This window comes from Novosphingobium aerophilum (genome assembly GCF_014230305.1).
Lineage (GTDB): Bacteria > Pseudomonadota > Alphaproteobacteria > Sphingomonadales > Sphingomonadaceae > Novosphingobium > Novosphingobium aerophilum.
In genome coordinates, this window is the sequence record NZ_JACLAU010000007.1 from 80,557 (window position 1) to 98,701 (window position 18,145).

An 18,145-nucleotide genomic window follows, 5' to 3' on the forward strand; every position below is an offset into this window, starting at 1 on the left:
CGGCACAACCGGTTCCGGCGCGCGGCGCCGGAACCGGTCGGGATGCCACGCCGGTTCAGGCTGCGACAGCCAGGCGGGCTGTTGCCCGGCCGTGCTCGCGCTTGAACCGCGCCATTTCCGCCATCAGACTGTCGGCCTCGGCCACCAGCGAGCGAAGCGCGGCATTGCTCTGTTCGACCATGGCCGCGTTCTGCTGGGTGGTGCGATCGATCCCGCGGAAGGCATCGCTGATCCCGCCGAGATCGCCGGCATTGTGCTTCACCCGCTCGGTGATTTCGCTGACGATCGAGGCAATGCGGGTCACCTCGTCCAGCATGCTCTCCAGCACCTTGCCGGTTTCCGTGACCAGCTCGACACCCTGCGACACGTGAGTGTTCGAAGCCTCGATCAGGCGCTTGATGTCCTGGGCCGCGTCGGCGCTGCGCTGGGCCAGCGCGCGCACCTCGGTGGCGACCACGGCAAAGCCCTTGCCGCTCTCCCCCGCCCGCGCCGCCTCGACCCCGGCATTGAGGGCCAGGAGGTTGGTCTGGAAGGCGATCCCGTCAATCATGCTGACGATCTGGCCGATCTCCCCGGCCGACTGTTCGATCAGGCCCATGGTCGCGACCGCCCGGGTGACCACGGCATGGCCCTCGACCGCGCGTTCCTGCGACTGCGCCAGGCTTTCCCGCGCCTCGTCGGCCCGCTCGGCCGTGTTGCGCGCCGAATCCACCAGCGCGGCAATGGTCTGGGTCGTCCGGTCGACCGAGGCGGCCTGGGCTTCGGTGCGGGTCGCCAGATCATCGGCCGCGATACGGATCTCGTTCGCCCCGTTGTGAATCTGGCTCGACGCCTGGGCCGCGCGCCCGACCATGCCGTTGAGATCATCCAGCGCGGCATTGAAATCCAGACGCAGCGCATCGAAGCCGCCCGGGAAGGGACGATCGATGCGGCGGCGCAGGTCTCCGGCGGCCAGGGCCTTCAGCCCCTGCGCGATGGCATCGACCACCACCTGCTGCTCCGCCTCGCGCTCGGTGCGCTGCGCCAGCGCATCGCGCTCGAGCTGTGCCTTGGCCTCTTGCGCGGCAACCTGGGCCAGCATCATGCGCTCCAGCGTGTTGGTCAGCACGATCAGCACGCCGGTCTCGACGATCACGATCACCGCATGCAGCACCACCCGGCCCAGCGCGCCATCGCCGAACACCAGCGATGGCGCGACGAAGTTCAGCACCAGATGGTGGACGGCCGTGATCCCCGCGCCGGCCAGGATCGGGCGCCAGTCCGCCATGATGGCGAGGACCGCGATCAGGGCAAAGAACGTCATGTGCAGATCGATGAACCAGGCCGCCTGTTCCCACTGGAACAGGAGCAGCGCGCCATAGAGCGGCAAGGTCAGCCCCAGCATCGTCCGCGTGGTCACGTCGTCGCGGCCTTGTCCGGCCGCAAGGGTGGGATAGATCGCCAGCCCCGCTGCCAGCACCAGCGGCAAGACCCCGCTGTCGGCGAAGAGGCAGCCGGCACCGATGATCAGGGTCGCCAGCCAGCACACGCCAGCCACGACCCGCACACCGGCACGACGCAGTTGAGTCAGTTCATCCATGAGGACCTCTTGTCGGGAGAGGGATTGGGACCTGCGCCCGGGCGGTTGGCGCCGTCACGCCCGCAGACGGCCAAGGGCACCGCGATCGGCACCACGCCGTGGCGCAGGAGCGCCAGCAGCGGCACCGGACCGGCCGGCCGCACCAGCAGGCTGCCCGACAGCGGGCCCCGGCCGAGCAGCGCCAGGCCGTTCCAGCCGATGTCCCGGGGCAGGACCGTGGCTGGCCGGGGCGCGAGGGACACCAGCAACACCCCCTGGCCATTGCGGGGCAGGACCAGGCAGACCAGCAGCGTGGCCAGCAGCACCCCGGCATGCAGAACCCCGCCCAGGCGGGCGGGCCGCGCAGGCTGCAGGATCGCGTGAACCGGATTGGCGCGCAGGGTCATGCGCGGATGATTAACCCGCCCGCGCTGTATTTTCGTTAGCGCGCATTAGGTAATTCCGCGTCGTACAGGGCTGTATCACAACACTTTTCCTGCCCCTTGTGACAGGTCGGAGAGCCCCCGCGCCACTCTGGCAGGGTCCGCCCGGGCCCTGGGCGCGCGCTCCCGGCCAATCGTCCCGGCGCTCCCCGGGGCAGCGGGGCACGGAGACTCTTTTCTCCCGGTCAGCGCTCGCCTAGACCACCGCGCATGGCCCTTACCCCCGACCGCCTGGAGCGCTTTGCCCGCCATATCGTCCTGCCGGAGATCGGCGGCGCCGGGCAGGTTGCGCTGGCGGCGGCCCATGTGGTGGTGGTGGGCTGCGGAGGGATCGGTTCTCCAGCCTTGCAGTACCTCGCCGCCGCCGGGATCGGCCGACTGACCCTGATCGATGACGACGCGGTCGAGGCGAGCAACCTGCAACGCCAGACCATCTTCCGTGAAACGGACCTTGGCCGTGGCAAGGCCGATGCCGCGGCCGACTGGGTGCGCCATTTCGACCTGGCGATCGCGGTCCATGCCCGCAGCCTGCGGGTTGACCGGAGCAATGCGGCCGATCTGGTGGCGGGGGCCACGGTGGTGCTCGACGGGTGCGACAACTTCGCCACCCGCCTGGCCGTGTCGGATGCCTGCGTGGCCGCGGGCGTGCCGCTGACCAGCGCCGCGCTCGGCCGCTTCCAGGGCCAGGTCGGCAACTTCGCCGGACATCTGCCGGGGCAGGCCTGCTATCGCTGCTGGGTCGGCGATGCCTTCGATGCCGAGGATTGCGACACCTGCGCCGCCGATGGCGTGCTGGGCGCAATGGCCGGGATCGTCGGCAGCCTGGGAGCGATGCAGGCGATCCGGGTGGCCCTGACCGGTCAGGCCGCACTGGGCGATCCGCAATGGGGCCAGTTGCAGCTCTACGAAGGTCTGGTCCCCAGCCTCCGCACGATCCGCGTCCCCAAGGACCGGGACTGCGCAGCCTGCGGAACACCCGCCGGATGAGCCCGAACCGCGCCGCCGAACCACCCGCGCTCGGCGAGTTCGACTTCATCGTGGTGGGGGCAGGATCGGCCGGCTGCGTGCTGGCCAACCGCCTCTCCGCCGATCCGCGCCACCGCGTGCTGCTGCTCGAGGCCGGCGGTCCCGACAGCTATCTGTGGATCAAGGTCCCGGTCGGATACCTGTATTGCATCGGCAACCCGCGGACCGACTGGTGCTGGCAGACCCAGGCCGAACCGGCGCTACAGGGCCGCAGCCTGCGCTATCCGCGCGGACGGGTCCTGGGCGGCAGTTCGTCGATCAACGGCATGATCTACATGCGCGGCCAGGCGGCGGACTATGACGGCTGGGCTCAGGCCGGAGCCCGGGGCTGGAGCTGGGACGAGGTCCTGCCCTATTTCCTGCGCGCCGAGGACCACCACGCCGGGCCGGGCGAATGGCACGGGGCGGGCGGCGAGATCCGGGTCGAGCGGCAACGCCTGCGGTGGGACATCCTCGACGCATTCCAGCGCGCCGCCGAACAGTACGGTGTGGCGCCGACGCCCGACTTCAACCGCGGCGACAATTCCGGTTCGGGCCTGTTCGAGGTGACCCAGCGCCGGGGCTGGCGCTGGAGCGCCGCCGATGCCTTCCTCAAGCCGGTGCGGCGGCGGCCGAACCTCCGGATCGAAACCGGGGTGACGGTCGACCGCGTGCTGATCGCGCAGGACCGCGCGGTCGGCATCGTGCTGCGCCGCGGTGGGGAGCAATGGACCGCCACCGCGCGCGGCGAGGTGCTCCTGGCCGCCGGGGCGATCGGCTCTCCCGCGATCCTCGAGCGCAGCGGGCTTGGCGCGGCCGATCACCTTGCCGCACTGGGCATCAACCCCGTGCGCGATCTGCCCGCGGTTGGCGCCAACCTGCAGGATCACCTGCAACTGCGCTGTGCCTACCGGATCGAGGGCGCCAGCACGCTCAACCGGCGCGCCGCCTCATGGCTGGGCAAGGGCCTGATCGGGGCGGAGTACCTGCTGCGACGCACCGGCCCCATGGCCATGGCCCCCAGCCAGCTCGGCCTGTTCGTCAAGAGTGATCCGGCGCTGGCCAGGCCGGACCTGCAGTATCACGTCCAGCCGCTCTCGCTCGAGGCCTTCGGCGGCGCGCTCGATCCCTTCCCCGCCTTCACCGCCAGCGTCTGCCAACTCCGCCCGGACAGTCGCGGGACAACGCGCATCACCAGCGCCGATCCCGCCACGCCCCCGGCGATCCGGCCCAACTACCTGTCGACCGAGACCGACCTGGCCCGCGCCGCCGCGGCGATCCGGGTGACCCGCGCCATCGTGGGCCAGGCGGCCCTCGCCCCTTACCGTCCGCAGGAGATCCGCCCGGGTGCGGACCATGCCAGCGAGGCCGAGCTGCGGGCGGCAGCCGGACAGGTCGGCACGACGATCTTCCATCCGGTCGGCACGGCGGCGATCGGCCGCGTGGTCGATTCCCGGCTGCGGGTCGACGGGATCGCCGGCTTGCGGGTGATCGATGCCTCGGTCATGCCCACCATCACTTCGGGCAACACCGCCGCGCCGACCATGATGATCGCCGAAAAGGGCGCCGAGATGGTGCTGGCCGACGCCCGTTAACTGTCCCCCAGCACCTCATCGACCCAGGCCGGGACCAGTTCGGTGGCCGGGCCGAGCCGGGTCTGGTCGAACCAGGCAGAGCCCTGGCTGCGTTCCAGGTTGAGCTCGAGCGTGGGAATCCCCAGGTCCCGCGCGCCGCGCACGAAGCCTGCCGCCGGATAGACCGCACCCGATGTCCCGATCGAGACGAACAGGTCGGCCTCGCGCAGGGCGGCGTAGATTTCGTCCATGCGGTACGGCATCTCGCCGAACCAGACCACGTCGGGCCGCAACGCACTGGTCCCGCAGGCCGGGCACGGCGGGCGGTCGATCAACGGGGCGGTCCAGGGCGAACGGGCGTCGCAGGCGGTGCACCAGGCCTTCAGGTGCTCGCCATGCATGTGCAGCACCCGCTGCGCCCCGGCCCGCTCGTGCAGGTCGTCGACGTTCTGGGTGACGATCAGCAGCTCGCCCGGCCAGACCGCATCCAGCCGCGCCAGGGCGTGGTGCGCGGCATTGGGAGCCTTGGTCTGGATCGCCGCGCGGCGCATGTCATAGAAGCGCAGCACCAGCTCGGGATCGCGCGCGAAGCCCTCGGGCGTGGCCACGTCCTCCACCCGGTGCTGCTCCCACAGGCCGCCCGCGCTGCGGAAGGTGTCGATCCCGCTCTCGGCGCTCACCCCTGCGCCGGTCAGGATCACGATGTTCTTGATGATAGGCAAGACTTGCTCCAACCGGCGTCACCCTGACCTTGTTTCAGGGTCCAATGTGCCCCAAGGACGAAGCCGAGTGTGGGGCACGATGGATGCTGAAACAAGTTCAGCATGACGGCTCTGGCGGGAGTTTGGCAGTGGCACGGATCGGGATCATCGGTAGCGCGGGGCGGATGGGCAAGGCGCTGATCGAGGCGATTGCCGCGGCCGGCGAGGATCTGGCCGGCGGGATCGACAAGGGCGGCGATCCGCTCGCCCTGGCCCGGAGCAGCGACGTCCTGATCGATTTCTCCAGTCCGCACGCGCTCGAAGCCAACCTGGATGCCGCCGTGGCCGCCGGCGTGCCGATCCTGGTCGGCACCACGGGGCTGGAAGAGCGCCACCATTTCCTCTGCGATGACGCCGCCGAGCGGATTGCCGTGCTGCAGACCGGGAACACCTCGCTGGGGGTCAACATGCTGGCCCACCTGGTGCGCGAGGCGGCCAGCCGGCTGGGCGAGGACTGGGACATCGAGATTGTCGAGACGCACCACCGGATGAAGGTGGATGCTCCGTCCGGCACGGCCCTGCTGCTGGGCGAGGCCGCGGCCGAGGGCCGGATGATTGCCCTGGCCGACCATTCCGAGCGGGGTCGCGATGGGATCACCGGCGCGCGCGAACGGGGCACGATCGGCTTTGCCAGCCTGCGCGGCGGCAGCGTGGCCGGGGACCACACCGTCCACTTCCTGGCCGACAACGAACGGATCGCCCTGTCGCACCTCGCCGAGAACCGGGCGATCTTCGCCCGCGGCGCGGTGCGCGCGGCGCAGTGGCTGATCGGACGCGGGGCGGGACGCTATCGCATGCCCGAAGTGCTGGGCCTCTGAACCCCGATTGCCTTGCCGGACCTTCGCTGTATTGTGCCGTCAATACAGTTCGGGAGAACAGCATGACGATCGATCCGGCGGCCGAAACGGCGCGACTGGTGGATGCCCTGGGGCCCGAGCGCCTCGCCATGGCGGCCAGCTACACCCGCGGCAACGAGGCGCTGCTGGTGATCGGCCTGCCGGTCACTCTGGTCCTGCTGTGGCTGATCGTGCGCAGCCGCTTGCTCGACCGGATTGCGGCGCGACTGGCCGGCCGCGGCTGGGCCCTGCGGACCCTGGCCGTCTGTTTCGCGTTCCTGATCGCCGACACGGTGATCAGCCTGCCGTGGACGATCTGGACCGACTGGGCGCGCGAGCGGTCCTACGGGATGACCCGCCAGCCGCTGGGTGACTATCTGGGCCAGATGGCCCTGTCCTCGCTGATCAGCGGAATCCTGGGCGCGCTGTTCCTGCTGGGCGTCTATGCCCTGGTGCGGCGCACCGGGCGGCGCTGGTGGGTGTGGGGCGGGCTGTTCGCCACGACGGCCACGGCGGTGATGCTGCTGGCCGGCCCGGCGGTGATCGAGCCGCTGTTCAACCGTTACCAGCCGGTCCCGCCCGGACCAGTGCGAGTGGCGCTGGAGCAGATCGCCGATGATGTCGGCATCCCGCATGATCGCATCTTCATGTACGATGGCTCGCGCCAGTCCGACCGCTTCACCGCCAATGTCTCTGGCATCGGCCCGACCGCGCGCATCGCCATTTCCGACGTGGCGCTGAAGCAGGCCTCGCTGGCCGAGGTCCGCGCCGTGACCGGGCACGAGGCGGGGCATTACCAGTTGGGCCATGTCTGGCGGCAGTTGGGTGTCATCGCCGCCCTGGCCATCCTGGCCCTGTTCGTGATCGACCGCCTGTTCGCCCGCACCGCGGCGGTGATGGGCAGCCGGGCGACGCTCGACGATCCGGTCGGCCTGCCGGTCATGGCCGCGCTCGGCGCGATCATCGGCCTGCTGTTCACCCCGGTGATCAACGCGATGATCCGCAGCGGAGAGACCGCGGCCGACGCCTATTCGCTGCAGCACGTCAACGAGCCCGATGCCCTGGCCACCGCGCTGGTGAAGACCGCCGAGTATCGCTACCCCCGGCCGCATCCGGTGGAAGAGATGCTATTCTACACCCATCCGTCGGTCGAGAAGCGGGTGCGCCGGGCGATGGAATGGAAGGCCGGCCACCCAACCACTCCGCCCGTCGCGGCTTCCGGTTCGGCTCCACCGGCCTCTCCTCCCCCGCACCGGCCATGACCCGCGACCAGATCTTCGAATTCTTCCGCCGCCTGGCCGAGGGCAATCCGTCGCCCGAGACCGAGCTGGAGTACGGCAACGTCTACCAGTTGCTGGTGGCGGTGGTCCTCTCCGCCCAGGCGACCGACGTCGGGGTCAACAAGGCGACCCGGGCGCTGTTCCGCGACGTCAAGACCCCGCAACAGATGCTCGATCTGGGAGAGGAGGGGCTGAAGGCGCACATCAAGACGATCGGCCTGTTCAACGCCAAGGCGAAGAACACGATCCTCCTGTCCGAAATCCTCGTGCGCGACCACGGCGGCGAGGTCCCGGCGGACCGCGATGCCCTGACCGCCCTGCCCGGGGTGGGCCGCAAGACCGCCAACGTGGTGATGAACTGCGCCTTCGGGGCCGAGACCTTCGCGGTCGACACGCACATCTTCCGCGTGGGCAACCGCACCGGTCTGGCCAAGGGCAAGACCCCCCTCGCCGTCGAGAAGCAGCTCGAGAAGAAGGTGCCGCAGCCGTTCCGCCTCGGCGCGCATCACTGGCTGATCCTGCATGGCCGCTATGTCTGCAAGGCGCGGCGCCCGGAATGCTGGCGCTGCCCGGTGGCCGACCTGTGCGGGTTCAAGGCCAAGGTGCTCGATCCCACGGCCAAGAGCCCGCCCAAAGCCAAGACCAAGGCCAAGCCCAAGGCCCGCAAACCGGAACGCACCTCGGGCCAGCCCGTTGCCGCTCCGCAAGAGGCCTCTGCCCAGACCCACACCAGCTGATTCGCCAACCCCGGGAGATCACGATGCCGCTTCGTCCGCCCGCTTCCGTCCTCCTCTCACTCGGCCTCCCGCTGGCCCTGGCCGGCTGCAGCGGCACCCAGCCCGGCACGACACCCTACCGTGCCGACCGCGTCCCCCCGGCCAGGGTCACCGGCCCCGCCGAGTCCTGCATTCCGCTGATGCAGTTCCGCGAGACGCAGGTGCGCGACAGCCGCACGATCGATTTCCTGGCCCCCGGCGGCCGTCGCGGGTGGCGCAGCACCCTGCCCAATTCCTGCCCCGGCCTGACGCTGGAGCGGGCCTTCAGCTTCAACACCTCGATCAGCCAGCTTTGCCAGCAGGACATCATCACCGTCCTGCAGCGCCTGGGCCCCGGCCTGATGCCGGGCGCGGCCTGCGGTCTGGGGCCCTTCACCCCGATCGAGCTGGAGCGCCGGCGCTAGGCTTGTTGTCCGTTTGGCGAAATCGATGTCCCCAGCGCCGACCCCCCTCCCCCAGCCCCTCCCCATTGGGGAGGGGAGCGAGACTGACCGAACCGGAAGGTTCGGCTAGTCGCAGCGGGAGGGGTTCAGACCTTGGTGGATCGCGCCAGCAACCCGGCAGCCTGAACCGTCAGCGAAAACGCGTCAGGTGCAAGGAGCCCGACCACCCCATGCTCCGTTCCTGTCGGAGGGGGCGGATTATTGCCCCGCGTCCAGATTGAGGCCCTTGCGGCCGTGCTCGGGCGTGTCGTGCGGGGGGACGGGCGGTTCGGCATCGGGCTCGCGCTCGGGCTGGAACATGCCTTCCCACTTGGTCACGACCGAGGTCGCGACCGCATTGCCCACCACGTTCGTGGCCGAACGCCCCATGTCCATGAAGTGATCGACCCCCAGCACCAGCGCGATCCCCTCGACCGGCAGGCCGAACTGGTTGAGCGCAGCGGCGATCACCACCAGGCTGGCGCGCGGCACCCCGGCGATGCCCTTGGACGTGACCATCAGCGTCAGCAGCATGACGATCTGGCTCGAGACCGGCAGGTGGATGCCATAGGCCTGGGCGATGAACATCGCGGCGAAGCTGGTGTACATCATCGAACCGTCGAGGTTGAAGCTGTAGCCCAGCGGCAGGACGAAGCCCGAGACGCGCCGCGGCACCCCGAACCGGTCCATCTGCTCGAACAGCTTGGGCAGCGCGGCTTCCGAGGTCGCGGTCGAATAGGCCAGCAGCAGCGGTTCGCGGATGTAGCGCATCAGCGTGAAGATGCGCCCGCCCAGGAACACCGATCCGGCCAGCAGGATCACGGCCCAGAGCACCAGCATCGAGACGTAGAACGATCCGACCAGCTTGCCGTAAGTGATCACGATCGCCAGCCCCCGCACCGCCACGACCGACGCGATGGCGCCGAACACGGCGAAGGGCGCGAACTTCATCACATAGCCGGTCACGGTCAGCATGGCCTGAGCCAGGGCCTCGGCCCCGCGCACCAGCGGCGCGCCGCGCTCGCCGATGGCCGAGAGGGCGATCCCGACGAAGACCGAGAAGACCAGCACCTGGAGGATATCGTTCTTGGCCATCGCGTCGATCGGACTGGCCGGGAAGACCGACAGGACGAAGTGGCGGAAGGTGAAATCGCCGGTGGCCAGCTCACCCAGTTCACCGGTCGGGGTCAGCGCTAGCCCGACCCCGGGCTGGAGCAGGTTGACCATGACCAGCCCGAGCGCGATCGAGATGAAGCTGAAGGTCACGAACCAGGCCAGCGCGCGCCCGCCGATCCGGCCGAGCGCGGTGCTGTCGCCCATCGAGGCGATCCCGGTGACGATCGTCGCCATCACCAGCGGCGCGACGATCATCTTGATCAGGCGCAGGAACACGTCGGGCAGCAGCTTCAGCAGGTCGGCGATCTCGGCCAGGGCCGGGTCCTTGGCGGCATAGCTCTGGTTGAGCACGGCCCCGAGCGCGAGGCCCAGGATCATGCCGATCACGATGAAGAGGGTCAGCCGCCGCGCCATGGTGTTCCTTCCAACGCCGGGGTGCGGGCGGACCCCGCCTCCCCCGATCCTTATACAAAGCCCGTTCGTGTCGAGCGCAGTCGAGACACCCAGCGCGGCGTGTCTCGACTGCGCTCGACACGAACGGGACCGGTCTGTTCGTTCAGCGGGGCAGGCTAACCGCTCCGCGCTGACTAGGCAAATACGTCAGGCTGCGGCCTCCCCGCCCGATCCGTCTGCGGCAAGGGCCGCCAGGGCCACCCGCGCATAGATCCGCGCCAGGGTGTCCAGATCCTCGATCGCCACGGCCTCGTCGCGCTTGTGCATGGTCGCGTTGCACAGGCCGAATTCGATCACCGGGCAGACCGCCTTGAGGAAGCGCGCGTCCGATGTGCCGCCGGTGGTGGACAGTTCCGGGGTGATCCCGGTCTCCGCCTCGACCGCGGCGACCAGCAGGGCCGAAAAGGCGCCGGGCTCGGTCAGGAAGGCCTCGCCCGAAACGACCGGCCGGGTCGTGCCGCCATGGCGGCGGGCGATCTCGTCGACCAGCGCGGACAGGCTGGCCCCGGTGTGGCGATCGTTGAAGCGGATCGACAGGCGCGCGCTGGCCTTGGACGGGATGACGTTGGTGGCGGGATTGCCCACCACGATCTCGGTGATTTCCAGGTTCGATGGCTGGAACCAGTCGGTCCCCTCGTCCAGGACCAGCGCGTCCAGCTCGGCCAGCAGCGCGACCAGGCGGGGCACCGGGTTGTCGGCCAGGTGCGGATAGGCGACGTGGCCCTCCTTGCCGGCCACCTCGATCCACACGTTGACCGAGCCGCGCCGGCCGATCTTGGCCATGTCGCCCAGCCGCTGGACCGAGGTCGGCTCGCCCACCAGGCACAGGTCGGGCTGATCGCCCACCGCGCGCAGATGATCGATCAGCGCCAGGGTGCCGTGGACCGCCGGGCCTTCCTCGTCCCCGGTGATCAGGAAGCTGAGCGTCCCGGCCTCGGCCGGGACCTGTGCCGCGGCTGCGACCATCGCCGCGATCGATCCCTTCATGTCGACCGCGCCGCGCCCGTACAGCAGGTTGCCGCGCCGCTCGGGCAGGAACGGGCCGCTCGACCAGCCCTCGCCGGGGGGTACCACGTCGAGGTGCCCGGCAAAGGCGAAGTGGCGCGATCCTGGCGGGCCGCGCCGGACGGCATAGAGGTTTTCGACCGGGCCATCGGGGGCCGCGCCGCTGAGCGCGCGGTGCACCGTGAAGCCCAGCGGCTTGAGCTGGGCCTCCAGGCAATCGAACACCAGCCCCGTGGCCGGGGTGACACTGGGGCAGGCGATCAGCGCTTCGGCCAGATCAAGCGCGGTGGGCAGGGTGGTGGCGGTGCGGGTCATGGTTGCCGCCCGGCATATGGGCTGGACCGGCCCGGCACAACCCGGCCCGGCACATCCCGGCCCGGCACATCCCGGCCCGGCACATCCCGGCTTGTCGGCCCCAGCGCCTCGTCGAGCAGCCCGGCCAGGCGCAGGCCGCCCTGGACGATCCGGCGGCGGGCATCGGGCAGGCTCTGTTCGATCGCCCTGTCGGTCCAGACCACGCGGGCCGGAGCCGGGCCACCCGCGCAGGGATCGTCGCGGCCGAAGGCGCGGCCATAGATCGTGCGGGCCAACTGCCACGATTCGCGGCCCCAGTCGGCCACCGTGCCGCCGGCCAGAGCGGCGCGCTCGGCGGCCGGGTAGCGGCGGACCAGCGGGGCCTCGACCGAGGAGATCGCGCGTTCGGTTTCGAGCCCGTCCCAGATCGCGTGGAGGTTGGTCCCGCCGGCGATGCCATAGGCCGCCTTGACCCCGTTGCCCCCGGCGTCCTCGTTGTCGCCCGAATGGAGCGGCATATGGATGTCGCCGACGAAGTGGGCGAGGAACGCCAGGGCCTCGAGCCGCTGGGCATCGGGCAGCGATCGGTCTGCCAGGATGCGCCGGTTGCGCTCGATCTGGGCCGAGACGCAATTGCCGTTGGCGCAGTTCGCCTTGGGGTCGAACGGCTTGCAGATCGGCATGGTCTGGAAGTGCCAGGGGAAGGTGTAGGCCCAGCGCCAGGTCTCCTTGCGCAGGCAATCCGGCCAATAGGCCGCCTCTTCCAGCGAGCGGACCGGGCAGTCCGGCGTGCCAAGCTGGCGCTGCGCGCGCAGCAGGCGGGCAATCTCGGCGCGGGTGGCGGGACGGACATTGGCCAGGGCGACCGAGCCGATGGTGTGGTGGCCATACTCCCACCAGGCTGCTGCCGGACCGGACCAGAGCATGATCAGGGCGAGCACGGCTGCGACCAGGCTGCGCATCGTCAATCCTTCCGTTCGAACGCGGGGATGATCCAGGGCTCGGCAGCAGCGGCCTCGACCCATTGCTGCAGCCAGGGATGTTCCCAGACCGCATCCATGTAGGCGCGGGCGAAGCCGGGCACGGTGAAGCCATAGGTGAGGAAGCGGCTGACCACCGGGGCATAAAAGATATCGGCCGCGCTGAAGCTGCCGAACAGGAAGGGACCACCGCCGCCGAACCGCGCCCGCGCCTCGGCCCAGAGCGACAGGATGCGCATCACATCGGCCTGGACCGCGGCATCGGGCTGGAAGCCGGTCCGGTGCAGGCGCAGGTTCATCGGGCATTGCCCGCGCAGCGCCATGAAGCCTGCATGCATCTCTGCCACCATGGCATGGGCCAGCGCGCGGGCCGCCGGCGGCTTGGGCCAGAACCGGTCGGTCCCGACCTTGTCGGCCAGGTAGTTCAGGATCGCCAGGCTGTCCCAGACCACGGCCTCGCCATCCCACAGCAGCGGCACGCGCCCGTGCGACGGGGCCAGGACCCCAAGCGTCTTGGACTCGTCCCACCCCTCGCCATACAGCGGCACCACCTCTTCGGTGAAGGCCAGCCCCGATTGCTTGCAGGCCAGCCAGCCGCGCAGCGACCAACTGGAGTAGACCCGGTTCCCGATGATCAGCTTCATGCCGCAGCGCGATAGATGTTCAGGCTCAAGGTGTCGAGGCTGAACAGGTTGACACGGTTGACAGGGTCCATGGAGCAAGGCCGGAGACCCCTGCCGCGCCAGCGCGGCGAGCGTGCGGGCAAGGACGGCAGCGGCCTGTTCGCGGGTCATCATGGGCGGAAGGATAAGGCGCGGCCGGGGGTGTAGGACAGCGGATCGGCCGGGCGCCGCGCGTGGCCTTCGACAGGCTCAGCCTGAGCGGGGTGGGTGTGGGTTTGGGTGCTTGTTGGAATGGCCGGAGCAGCACAGAAGGCCACCGCACGGCCCACCCCTGCTCCGCTTGCCGAAAACCCAAGACCCGCTCAGGCTGAGCCTGTCGAAGGCCACGCGCGGCATCCGTCCCACTCTCCCGCGACCTCGGCTGATCAGGACGTGTTGCGGGACCAGGCCCAACCGACGGGCGTGGGCTTCGACAGGCTCAGCCTGAGCGGGGTTGGGTGTGGGTGTGGGTGCTCGTTGGATTGGCCTGGGCTGCACAGAATGCCATCGCACGGCCCACCCCCGTTCCGCTAACCGAACATCCAGGACCCGCTCAACCTGAGCCTGTCGAAGGCCCAGCGCCGCCCCTTGCCCCTCAGACCGCCGCGTCCTCCAGCACCGCAGCGCGCAGGGCCTCGATGCCGAGTTTCACTTCGGACGAGGTGACCAGGACCTCGGGATGGGCGGCGATGTGCTTGCGGGCTTCGGCGCGGGTGCGGTCGATCACGGCGTCGAGTTCGCTGGCCTTGAGCTTGTCGGCCTTGGTCAGGACCACGCGGTAGCCCACGGCGGCCTCGTCGAGCATTTTCATCATCTCCGCATCGACCGGCTTCACCCCGTGGCGCGCGTCGACCAGCAGGAGGGTGCGCTTCAGCACCACCCGGCCGCGCAGGAAATCGCGGACCAGCCGGCGCCATTTCTCGACCACGGCGGGCGGCGCCTTGGCGAAGCCGTAGCCGGGCATGTCGACCAGGCGGAACAGCGTGGGTTCCCCCACCTCGAAGAAGTTCAGCTCCTGCGTGCGCCCCGGCGTGACCGAGGTGCGCGCGATTGCGCGGCGCCCGGTGAGCGCGTTGAGCAGCGAGGACTTGCCGACGTTCGACCGGCCACAGAAGGCGATCTCGGGCACGGTCGGCTCGGGCAGGAACTTCAGCGCCGGGGCCGAGAGCTGGAACTCGACACGGCCGGAGAAGAGCCTGGCCGCGCGCTCCGCCAGCTCCGCGCGGAGCGCCTCCGCTTCGCTCACTTCCGCTTCGCCGCCGCGGCGACGTCGGCGCGCTCCTTGGCGACCATCGCCTTCATCTGCGGGTGGCGCGAATAGAGGTACTTCTGCTGGGCGATGGTCAGCACGTTGCTGGTGATCCAGTAGATCAGCAGGCCCGCGGCGAAGGGCGCCATGACGAACATCATCATCCACGGCATGATCGCGAAGACCTGCTGCTGGACCGGATCGGGGGCCGAGGGCTGCAGCTTGAACTGGGCCCACATGGTGATCCCCAGCAGGATCGCGAGCAGCCCGATGCCGAGGAAGGCCGGCGGGGTGAACGGCAGCAGCCCGAACAGGTTGAGCACATGCAGCGGATCGGGCGCCGAAAGATCGTGGATCCACAGCGCAAAGGGCTGGTGGCGCATCTCGACCGCCAGGGTCAGCACCTTGTAGAGCGCGAAGAACACCGGGATCTGCAGGAAGATGGGCAGGCACCCGGCCAGCGGGTTCACCCCTTCCTCCTTGTAGAGCTTCATGGTTTCTTCCTGAAGCTTCGGCTTGTCGTCCTTGTAGCGTTCCTGCAGCGCCTTCAGCTTGGGCTGGATCGCGCGCATCGAGGCCATCGAGGCAAACTGGCGCTGGGCGATGGGGAACATGATCCCGCGCACGATCAGCGTCAGCAGGATGATCGCCACGCCGAAGTTGGTGGCCATCTTGAACAGGGCCTTGAGCAGCCAGAAGATCGGCTTTTCGAACCAGAAGAACCAGCCCCAGTCGATCGCCTTGCCGAAGTTGGTCACGCCCGCGCTCTCATAGCGGTCGAGCACGTCGCTTTCCTTGGCCCCGGCGAAGAGCTGGGTGGTGTGCGACAGTTGCTTGCCCGGGCCGACCACGGCATCGGCGTACAGCAGGTCGGCGCGGTAGACGCCGTTGCCCAGGGCGCGGAAGTCCGACCGCTGGGCCCCGGCATCGGGGATCAGCGCGCTCATCCAGTAGATGTCGGTGAAGCCCAGCCAGTTGGGCTTGCCGTCGTTGGCGACGGTGCCGGTCTTGAGCACGTCGGCATAGTTAGGGCCGAAGCTGACCGAACCGTCGAAGGCGCCGAAGGGGCCGGAATGGAGCGTCCAGGTGTCGACGCTGGCGGTCTTGTCGGTGCGGTTGATCAGCGCGAAGGGCTGGACCCGCAGCGCCGCGGGGGCGGTGTTGGCCACCACCTGCCTGGCGGTGATCATGTAGTCCGCATCGATGCTGTAAGTGATCGTGAAGGTCTGGCCCTGCCCGTTGGCCCAGGTCAGGGTGACCGGGGTCGTGGGGGTCAGCTTGGCCCCGGCGGGCGCGGTCCACACGGTCTGCGCGGTGGGCAATGCCGCACCGCTGCCGACCCAGCCGAACTGGGCGAAGTGCTGCGCCGGCGTGCCGGCGGGCGAGAACACGCGGGCGGGCTCGCTGCCCTTGTCCGCCGTGGCGGTGTGGCGGTTGGTGACGAGGTCATCGACCAGCGCGCCGGTCAGGTTGATCGAGCCCGACAGGCCCGGCGCGGCGATCGGCACGCGGCCAGCAGGGTTGAGCGCGGTCTTCAGGTCACGCGCCTCCAGGGCGACGTCGGCCGGGTTGCTCAGCCCGCCCTCGCGGGTCGGCTTGTCGGTCCGGGCGGGATCGGCCGCCGGAGCGCCGCCGCTGACGGCCGCTCCGCCCACAGCCGCCGCACTGGCCACCGGCCGGGGCTTGTTCATGTCGGGATAGAAGTGGCGCATGCCGGCTTCCCAGCCGAAGATGAGCACGATCGTCAGCAGGACGGCCAGGATAAGGTTGCGCTGGTTTTCCACGGAAGTTCCCGAATTCTCTGTCGTCTGGCGGGTCTTCAGGGCACCGGATCGTAGCCGTGCCCACCCCACGGGTGGCAGCGCAATAGACGCTTCAGCGCCAGCCAGCCACCCTTAATCGCACCGTGCTTTTCGAGCGCCTCGATCGCGTATTGCGAGCAGGACGGGGCATAGCGGCAGGTCGGCGGGAGCACGCGCGAGGGGCCGAGCTGCCAGCCGCGGGCGACCAGGATGAGCATGCGCTTCACCGCGGTTTGGGTCCGCGCCCGGTCGTCTTGCGCGGCGGATCGCCCTTGCCCGCCGCGGCGCGGCTCAGGGCGGCGCGAAGTTCATCGCGCAACAGGCTGAAATCGCGCTCGATCCCGCCTTCGCGGCCGATCAGGACGTGATCGGTGCCGGCCAGCCCGACGATGGGCAGCAGCTCACGCAACAAGGCGCGGAAGCGGCGCTTCATGCGGTTGCGCACCACCGCATTGCCGATCTTCTTGGTGACGGTGATGCCGAAACGCATTTGCCCGCCCCCATTGGGACGGGCAAGCAGGACAAATCCGGGACGTGCCACGCGGAGGCCGCGGTTGGCCGCCAGGAAATCGGCGCGCCGGGTCAGGACCGCGAGCGCGGGGCCCGCTCCCGAATCGGTCACGCCGTGATCCGGACGATCAGGCCGACAGCTTCTTGCGGCCACGGGCGCGGCGCGCGCGCAGGACCTTGCGGCCACCGACAGTCGCCGTGCGGGCGCGGAAGCCGTGACGGCGGGCGCGGACGAGCCGGCTGGGCTGGAAAGTGCGCTTCATTGGTCAAACCTCAATCAATCATACGGACGGGCCGCCCGCGAGAGCGGCCGGAAACAGAGGCGGCCCGATAAGCGAGGCGGCCAGGCGAGTCAAGGCGAAGTGGGGGGATTCGAACGGATCCGGACCCTGCGACAAGCAGGCCTCAGCCCGGCTGCACCCAGGCCGCCATCTGTTCGGCCGTGAGCCACAGCGCCGAGGCGTTGGGGACCGAATTGGTCATGTCGTAGAAGGCGCGGGCCTGCTGCGGGGTCATGCCCATTTCGCGGTAATAGAGGATGTAGGCGCGGTTCTGCGGAGCGTTGCGTGGAAAGTCCTGCGGCTCCCGCCCGGCATCGTCGGCCCAGGCGTGGACCGCGAACTCGGCGCCGGGATCGGCCCGGCGGCGCACCCCGGCGAGGTACAGCTCGACCCCGCCCGACCGCACCGAACCGCCGGGCGGAACATAGGTTTCCAGCCCGCGCGCCCGGATCATCCGGCCCAGCCGCAGGTTGGCCCGGTCCTCCTCGGTGCCGGGGCACTCGATCAGTTCGAGCGTGCGGATCCCGGGGAACCGCGCAAGCATGGCCTGGAAGGCGGCCGGGCTGCGTTCGTCGGTCGCGTCGACCAGGGCGGCGCGCTGCCCGTCGAGCACACGGAACGGCCCGAACCGGGCGATCCCCTGGGGAATCGGCAGCGGTGGCAGGACCTCGCGTCCGGCGGCGACGGGCAAAGGGTGGGCGGCAACGAATCGGCCCGACCCGGCCGCCGCATCGTCACCACCCACCCGCGCCACTTCGCGGCGCTGTCCGGCCCCATCCGCCATGACGGCATCCGACCTGCCGAGATCCACTCTGACGGCATCCGCCGCAGCCGGCGGCAGGCCAAGCTCCTCCCGGGCCACCGGCGCGGCGACCAGCATCGGCTGCGCCGCCAGGGGTCCGGTCAGCAGGGACAGGGCCAGAACGGCGAAGGCATGGCGAAGGAGACGGAACATGGTCCGGCAGTCCTGCCGCAGCGTCACTTGCCGCTTGCCTGCGGAACGGGGTTAAGATCGCAGTGACGACGTTTTGCGTAGGACCCCGCGAACCGGCCCCTTCCCGGGCGGAACGGGCCGCGACCGCCGCCGGCCACCCGGCAACCGGGTCAGTCAACTAACTGAATAGAGTACATTTTCAGC

Annotated in this window: 19 protein-coding genes; 6 read left to right on the plus strand and 13 right to left on the minus strand. The window is 69.7% G+C overall.

Features of this window, described 5'->3' with window-relative positions:
* Positions 1 to 55: 55 nt before the first annotated feature.
* Both H7F49_RS07180 and H7F49_RS07185 read right to left on the minus strand, forming a co-directional pair.
* A complete protein-coding gene (locus tag H7F49_RS07180; protein ID WP_185682893.1) occupies positions 56 to 1,579 on the minus strand; it encodes a methyl-accepting chemotaxis protein in 1,524 nt (507 codons plus the stop codon).
* Complete coding sequence (locus H7F49_RS07185; protein ID WP_185682894.1) at positions 1,567 to 1,965, minus strand: hypothetical protein; 399 nt, start codon at positions 1,963 to 1,965, stop codon at positions 1,567 to 1,569. Before H7F49_RS07185 ends, H7F49_RS07180 begins: the two co-directional genes overlap by 13 nt.
* 246 nt (positions 1,966 to 2,211) lie before the next feature.
* Here H7F49_RS07185 and H7F49_RS07190 point away from each other — a divergent pair, with 246 nt between their 5' ends.
* Together H7F49_RS07190 and H7F49_RS07195 are read left to right on the plus strand one after the other, a co-directional pair.
* A complete protein-coding gene (locus H7F49_RS07190; protein ID WP_185682895.1) occupies positions 2,212 to 2,988 on the plus strand; it encodes a HesA/MoeB/ThiF family protein in 777 nt (258 codons plus the stop codon).
* Positions 2,985 to 4,601, plus strand: a complete 1,617-nt coding sequence (locus tag H7F49_RS07195) for a GMC family oxidoreductase (protein WP_185682896.1) — start codon at positions 2,985 to 2,987, stop codon at positions 4,599 to 4,601. Before H7F49_RS07190 ends, H7F49_RS07195 begins: the two co-directional genes overlap by 4 nt.
* Here the strand turns inward: H7F49_RS07195 and H7F49_RS07200 are convergent.
* On the minus strand, positions 4,598 to 5,302 hold the full coding sequence (locus H7F49_RS07200; RefSeq protein ID WP_185682897.1) for an NAD-dependent deacylase: 705 nt from the start codon (positions 5,300 to 5,302) through the stop codon (positions 4,598 to 4,600). The genes H7F49_RS07195 and H7F49_RS07200 overlap by 4 nt on opposite strands.
* A 128-nt stretch (positions 5,303 to 5,430) precedes the next feature.
* Between H7F49_RS07200 and dapB the strand changes: the two genes are divergently transcribed.
* The 4 genes from dapB (at position 5,431) to H7F49_RS07220 (ending at position 8,637) form a co-directional block, all read left to right on the plus strand.
* The gene (dapB, locus tag H7F49_RS07205) at positions 5,431 to 6,159 is read left to right on the plus strand and encodes a 4-hydroxy-tetrahydrodipicolinate reductase (protein ID WP_185682898.1); all 729 of its coding nucleotides are present in this window, start codon (positions 5,431 to 5,433) and stop codon (positions 6,157 to 6,159) included.
* A 62-nt stretch (positions 6,160 to 6,221) separates the two neighbouring features.
* Positions 6,222 to 7,439, plus strand: coding sequence for a M48 family metallopeptidase (locus H7F49_RS07210; protein WP_185682899.1), 1,218 nt, complete (start codon positions 6,222 to 6,224; stop codon positions 7,437 to 7,439).
* A complete protein-coding gene (gene nth / locus H7F49_RS07215) occupies positions 7,436 to 8,194 on the plus strand; it encodes an endonuclease III (RefSeq protein ID WP_185682900.1) in 759 nt (252 codons plus the stop codon). The genes H7F49_RS07210 and nth overlap by 4 nt, the downstream gene beginning before the upstream one ends.
* 23 nt (positions 8,195 to 8,217) lie before the next feature.
* A complete protein-coding gene (locus H7F49_RS07220; RefSeq protein ID WP_185682901.1) occupies positions 8,218 to 8,637 on the plus strand; it encodes a hypothetical protein in 420 nt (139 codons plus the stop codon).
* 237 nt (positions 8,638 to 8,874) lie between these two features.
* Here the strand turns inward: H7F49_RS07220 and H7F49_RS07225 are convergent, their stop codons facing one another.
* The 10 genes from H7F49_RS07225 to H7F49_RS07270 all read right to left on the minus strand — a co-directional run bounded on the left by H7F49_RS07225 (position 8,875) and on the right by H7F49_RS07270 (position 17,962).
* Complete coding sequence (locus H7F49_RS07225; protein ID WP_185682902.1) at positions 8,875 to 10,185, minus strand: dicarboxylate/amino acid:cation symporter; 1,311 nt, start codon at positions 10,183 to 10,185, stop codon at positions 8,875 to 8,877.
* A 186-nt stretch (positions 10,186 to 10,371) separates the two neighbouring features.
* On the minus strand, positions 10,372 to 11,544 hold the full coding sequence (gene dapE, locus H7F49_RS07230) for a succinyl-diaminopimelate desuccinylase (RefSeq protein WP_185682903.1): 1,173 nt from the start codon (positions 11,542 to 11,544) through the stop codon (positions 10,372 to 10,374).
* Positions 11,541 to 12,485 carry a S1/P1 nuclease gene (locus tag H7F49_RS07235; RefSeq protein WP_185682904.1) on the minus strand — a complete coding sequence of 315 codons (945 nt, stop codon included), beginning with the start codon at positions 12,483 to 12,485 and terminating at the stop codon, positions 11,541 to 11,543. The genes dapE and H7F49_RS07235 overlap by 4 nt, the downstream gene beginning before the upstream one ends.
* A gap of 2 nt (positions 12,486 to 12,487) precedes the next feature.
* Complete coding sequence (locus tag H7F49_RS07240; protein WP_185682905.1) at positions 12,488 to 13,147, minus strand: glutathione S-transferase family protein; 660 nt, start codon at positions 13,145 to 13,147, stop codon at positions 12,488 to 12,490.
* Between the two features lie 613 nt (positions 13,148 to 13,760).
* Entirely contained in the window at positions 13,761 to 14,411 is a 651-nt protein-coding gene (gene yihA, locus H7F49_RS07245; RefSeq protein ID WP_185682906.1) for a ribosome biogenesis GTP-binding protein YihA/YsxC, read from the minus strand.
* A complete protein-coding gene (yidC, locus tag H7F49_RS07250) occupies positions 14,408 to 16,198 on the minus strand; it encodes a membrane protein insertase YidC (protein ID WP_185682907.1) in 1,791 nt (596 codons plus the stop codon). The genes yihA and yidC overlap by 4 nt, the downstream gene beginning before the upstream one ends.
* 35 nt (positions 16,199 to 16,233) lie before the next feature.
* Positions 16,234 to 16,434 (minus strand): membrane protein insertion efficiency factor YidD, encoded by a 201-nt coding sequence (gene yidD, locus H7F49_RS07255; RefSeq protein WP_214647713.1) that lies wholly within the window; start codon positions 16,432 to 16,434, stop codon positions 16,234 to 16,236.
* 5 nt (positions 16,435 to 16,439) lie between these two features.
* Entirely contained in the window at positions 16,440 to 16,838 is a 399-nt protein-coding gene (gene rnpA, locus H7F49_RS07260) for a ribonuclease P protein component (protein WP_328806585.1), read from the minus strand.
* A gap of 16 nt (positions 16,839 to 16,854) precedes the next feature.
* A complete protein-coding gene (rpmH, locus tag H7F49_RS07265) occupies positions 16,855 to 16,989 on the minus strand; it encodes a 50S ribosomal protein L34 (protein ID WP_039388288.1) in 135 nt (44 codons plus the stop codon).
* Positions 16,990 to 17,131: 142 nt separating this feature from the next.
* Complete coding sequence (locus tag H7F49_RS07270) at positions 17,132 to 17,962, minus strand: alpha/beta hydrolase (protein WP_185682909.1); 831 nt, start codon at positions 17,960 to 17,962, stop codon at positions 17,132 to 17,134.
* Between the last annotated feature and the right edge of the window lie 183 nt (positions 17,963 to 18,145).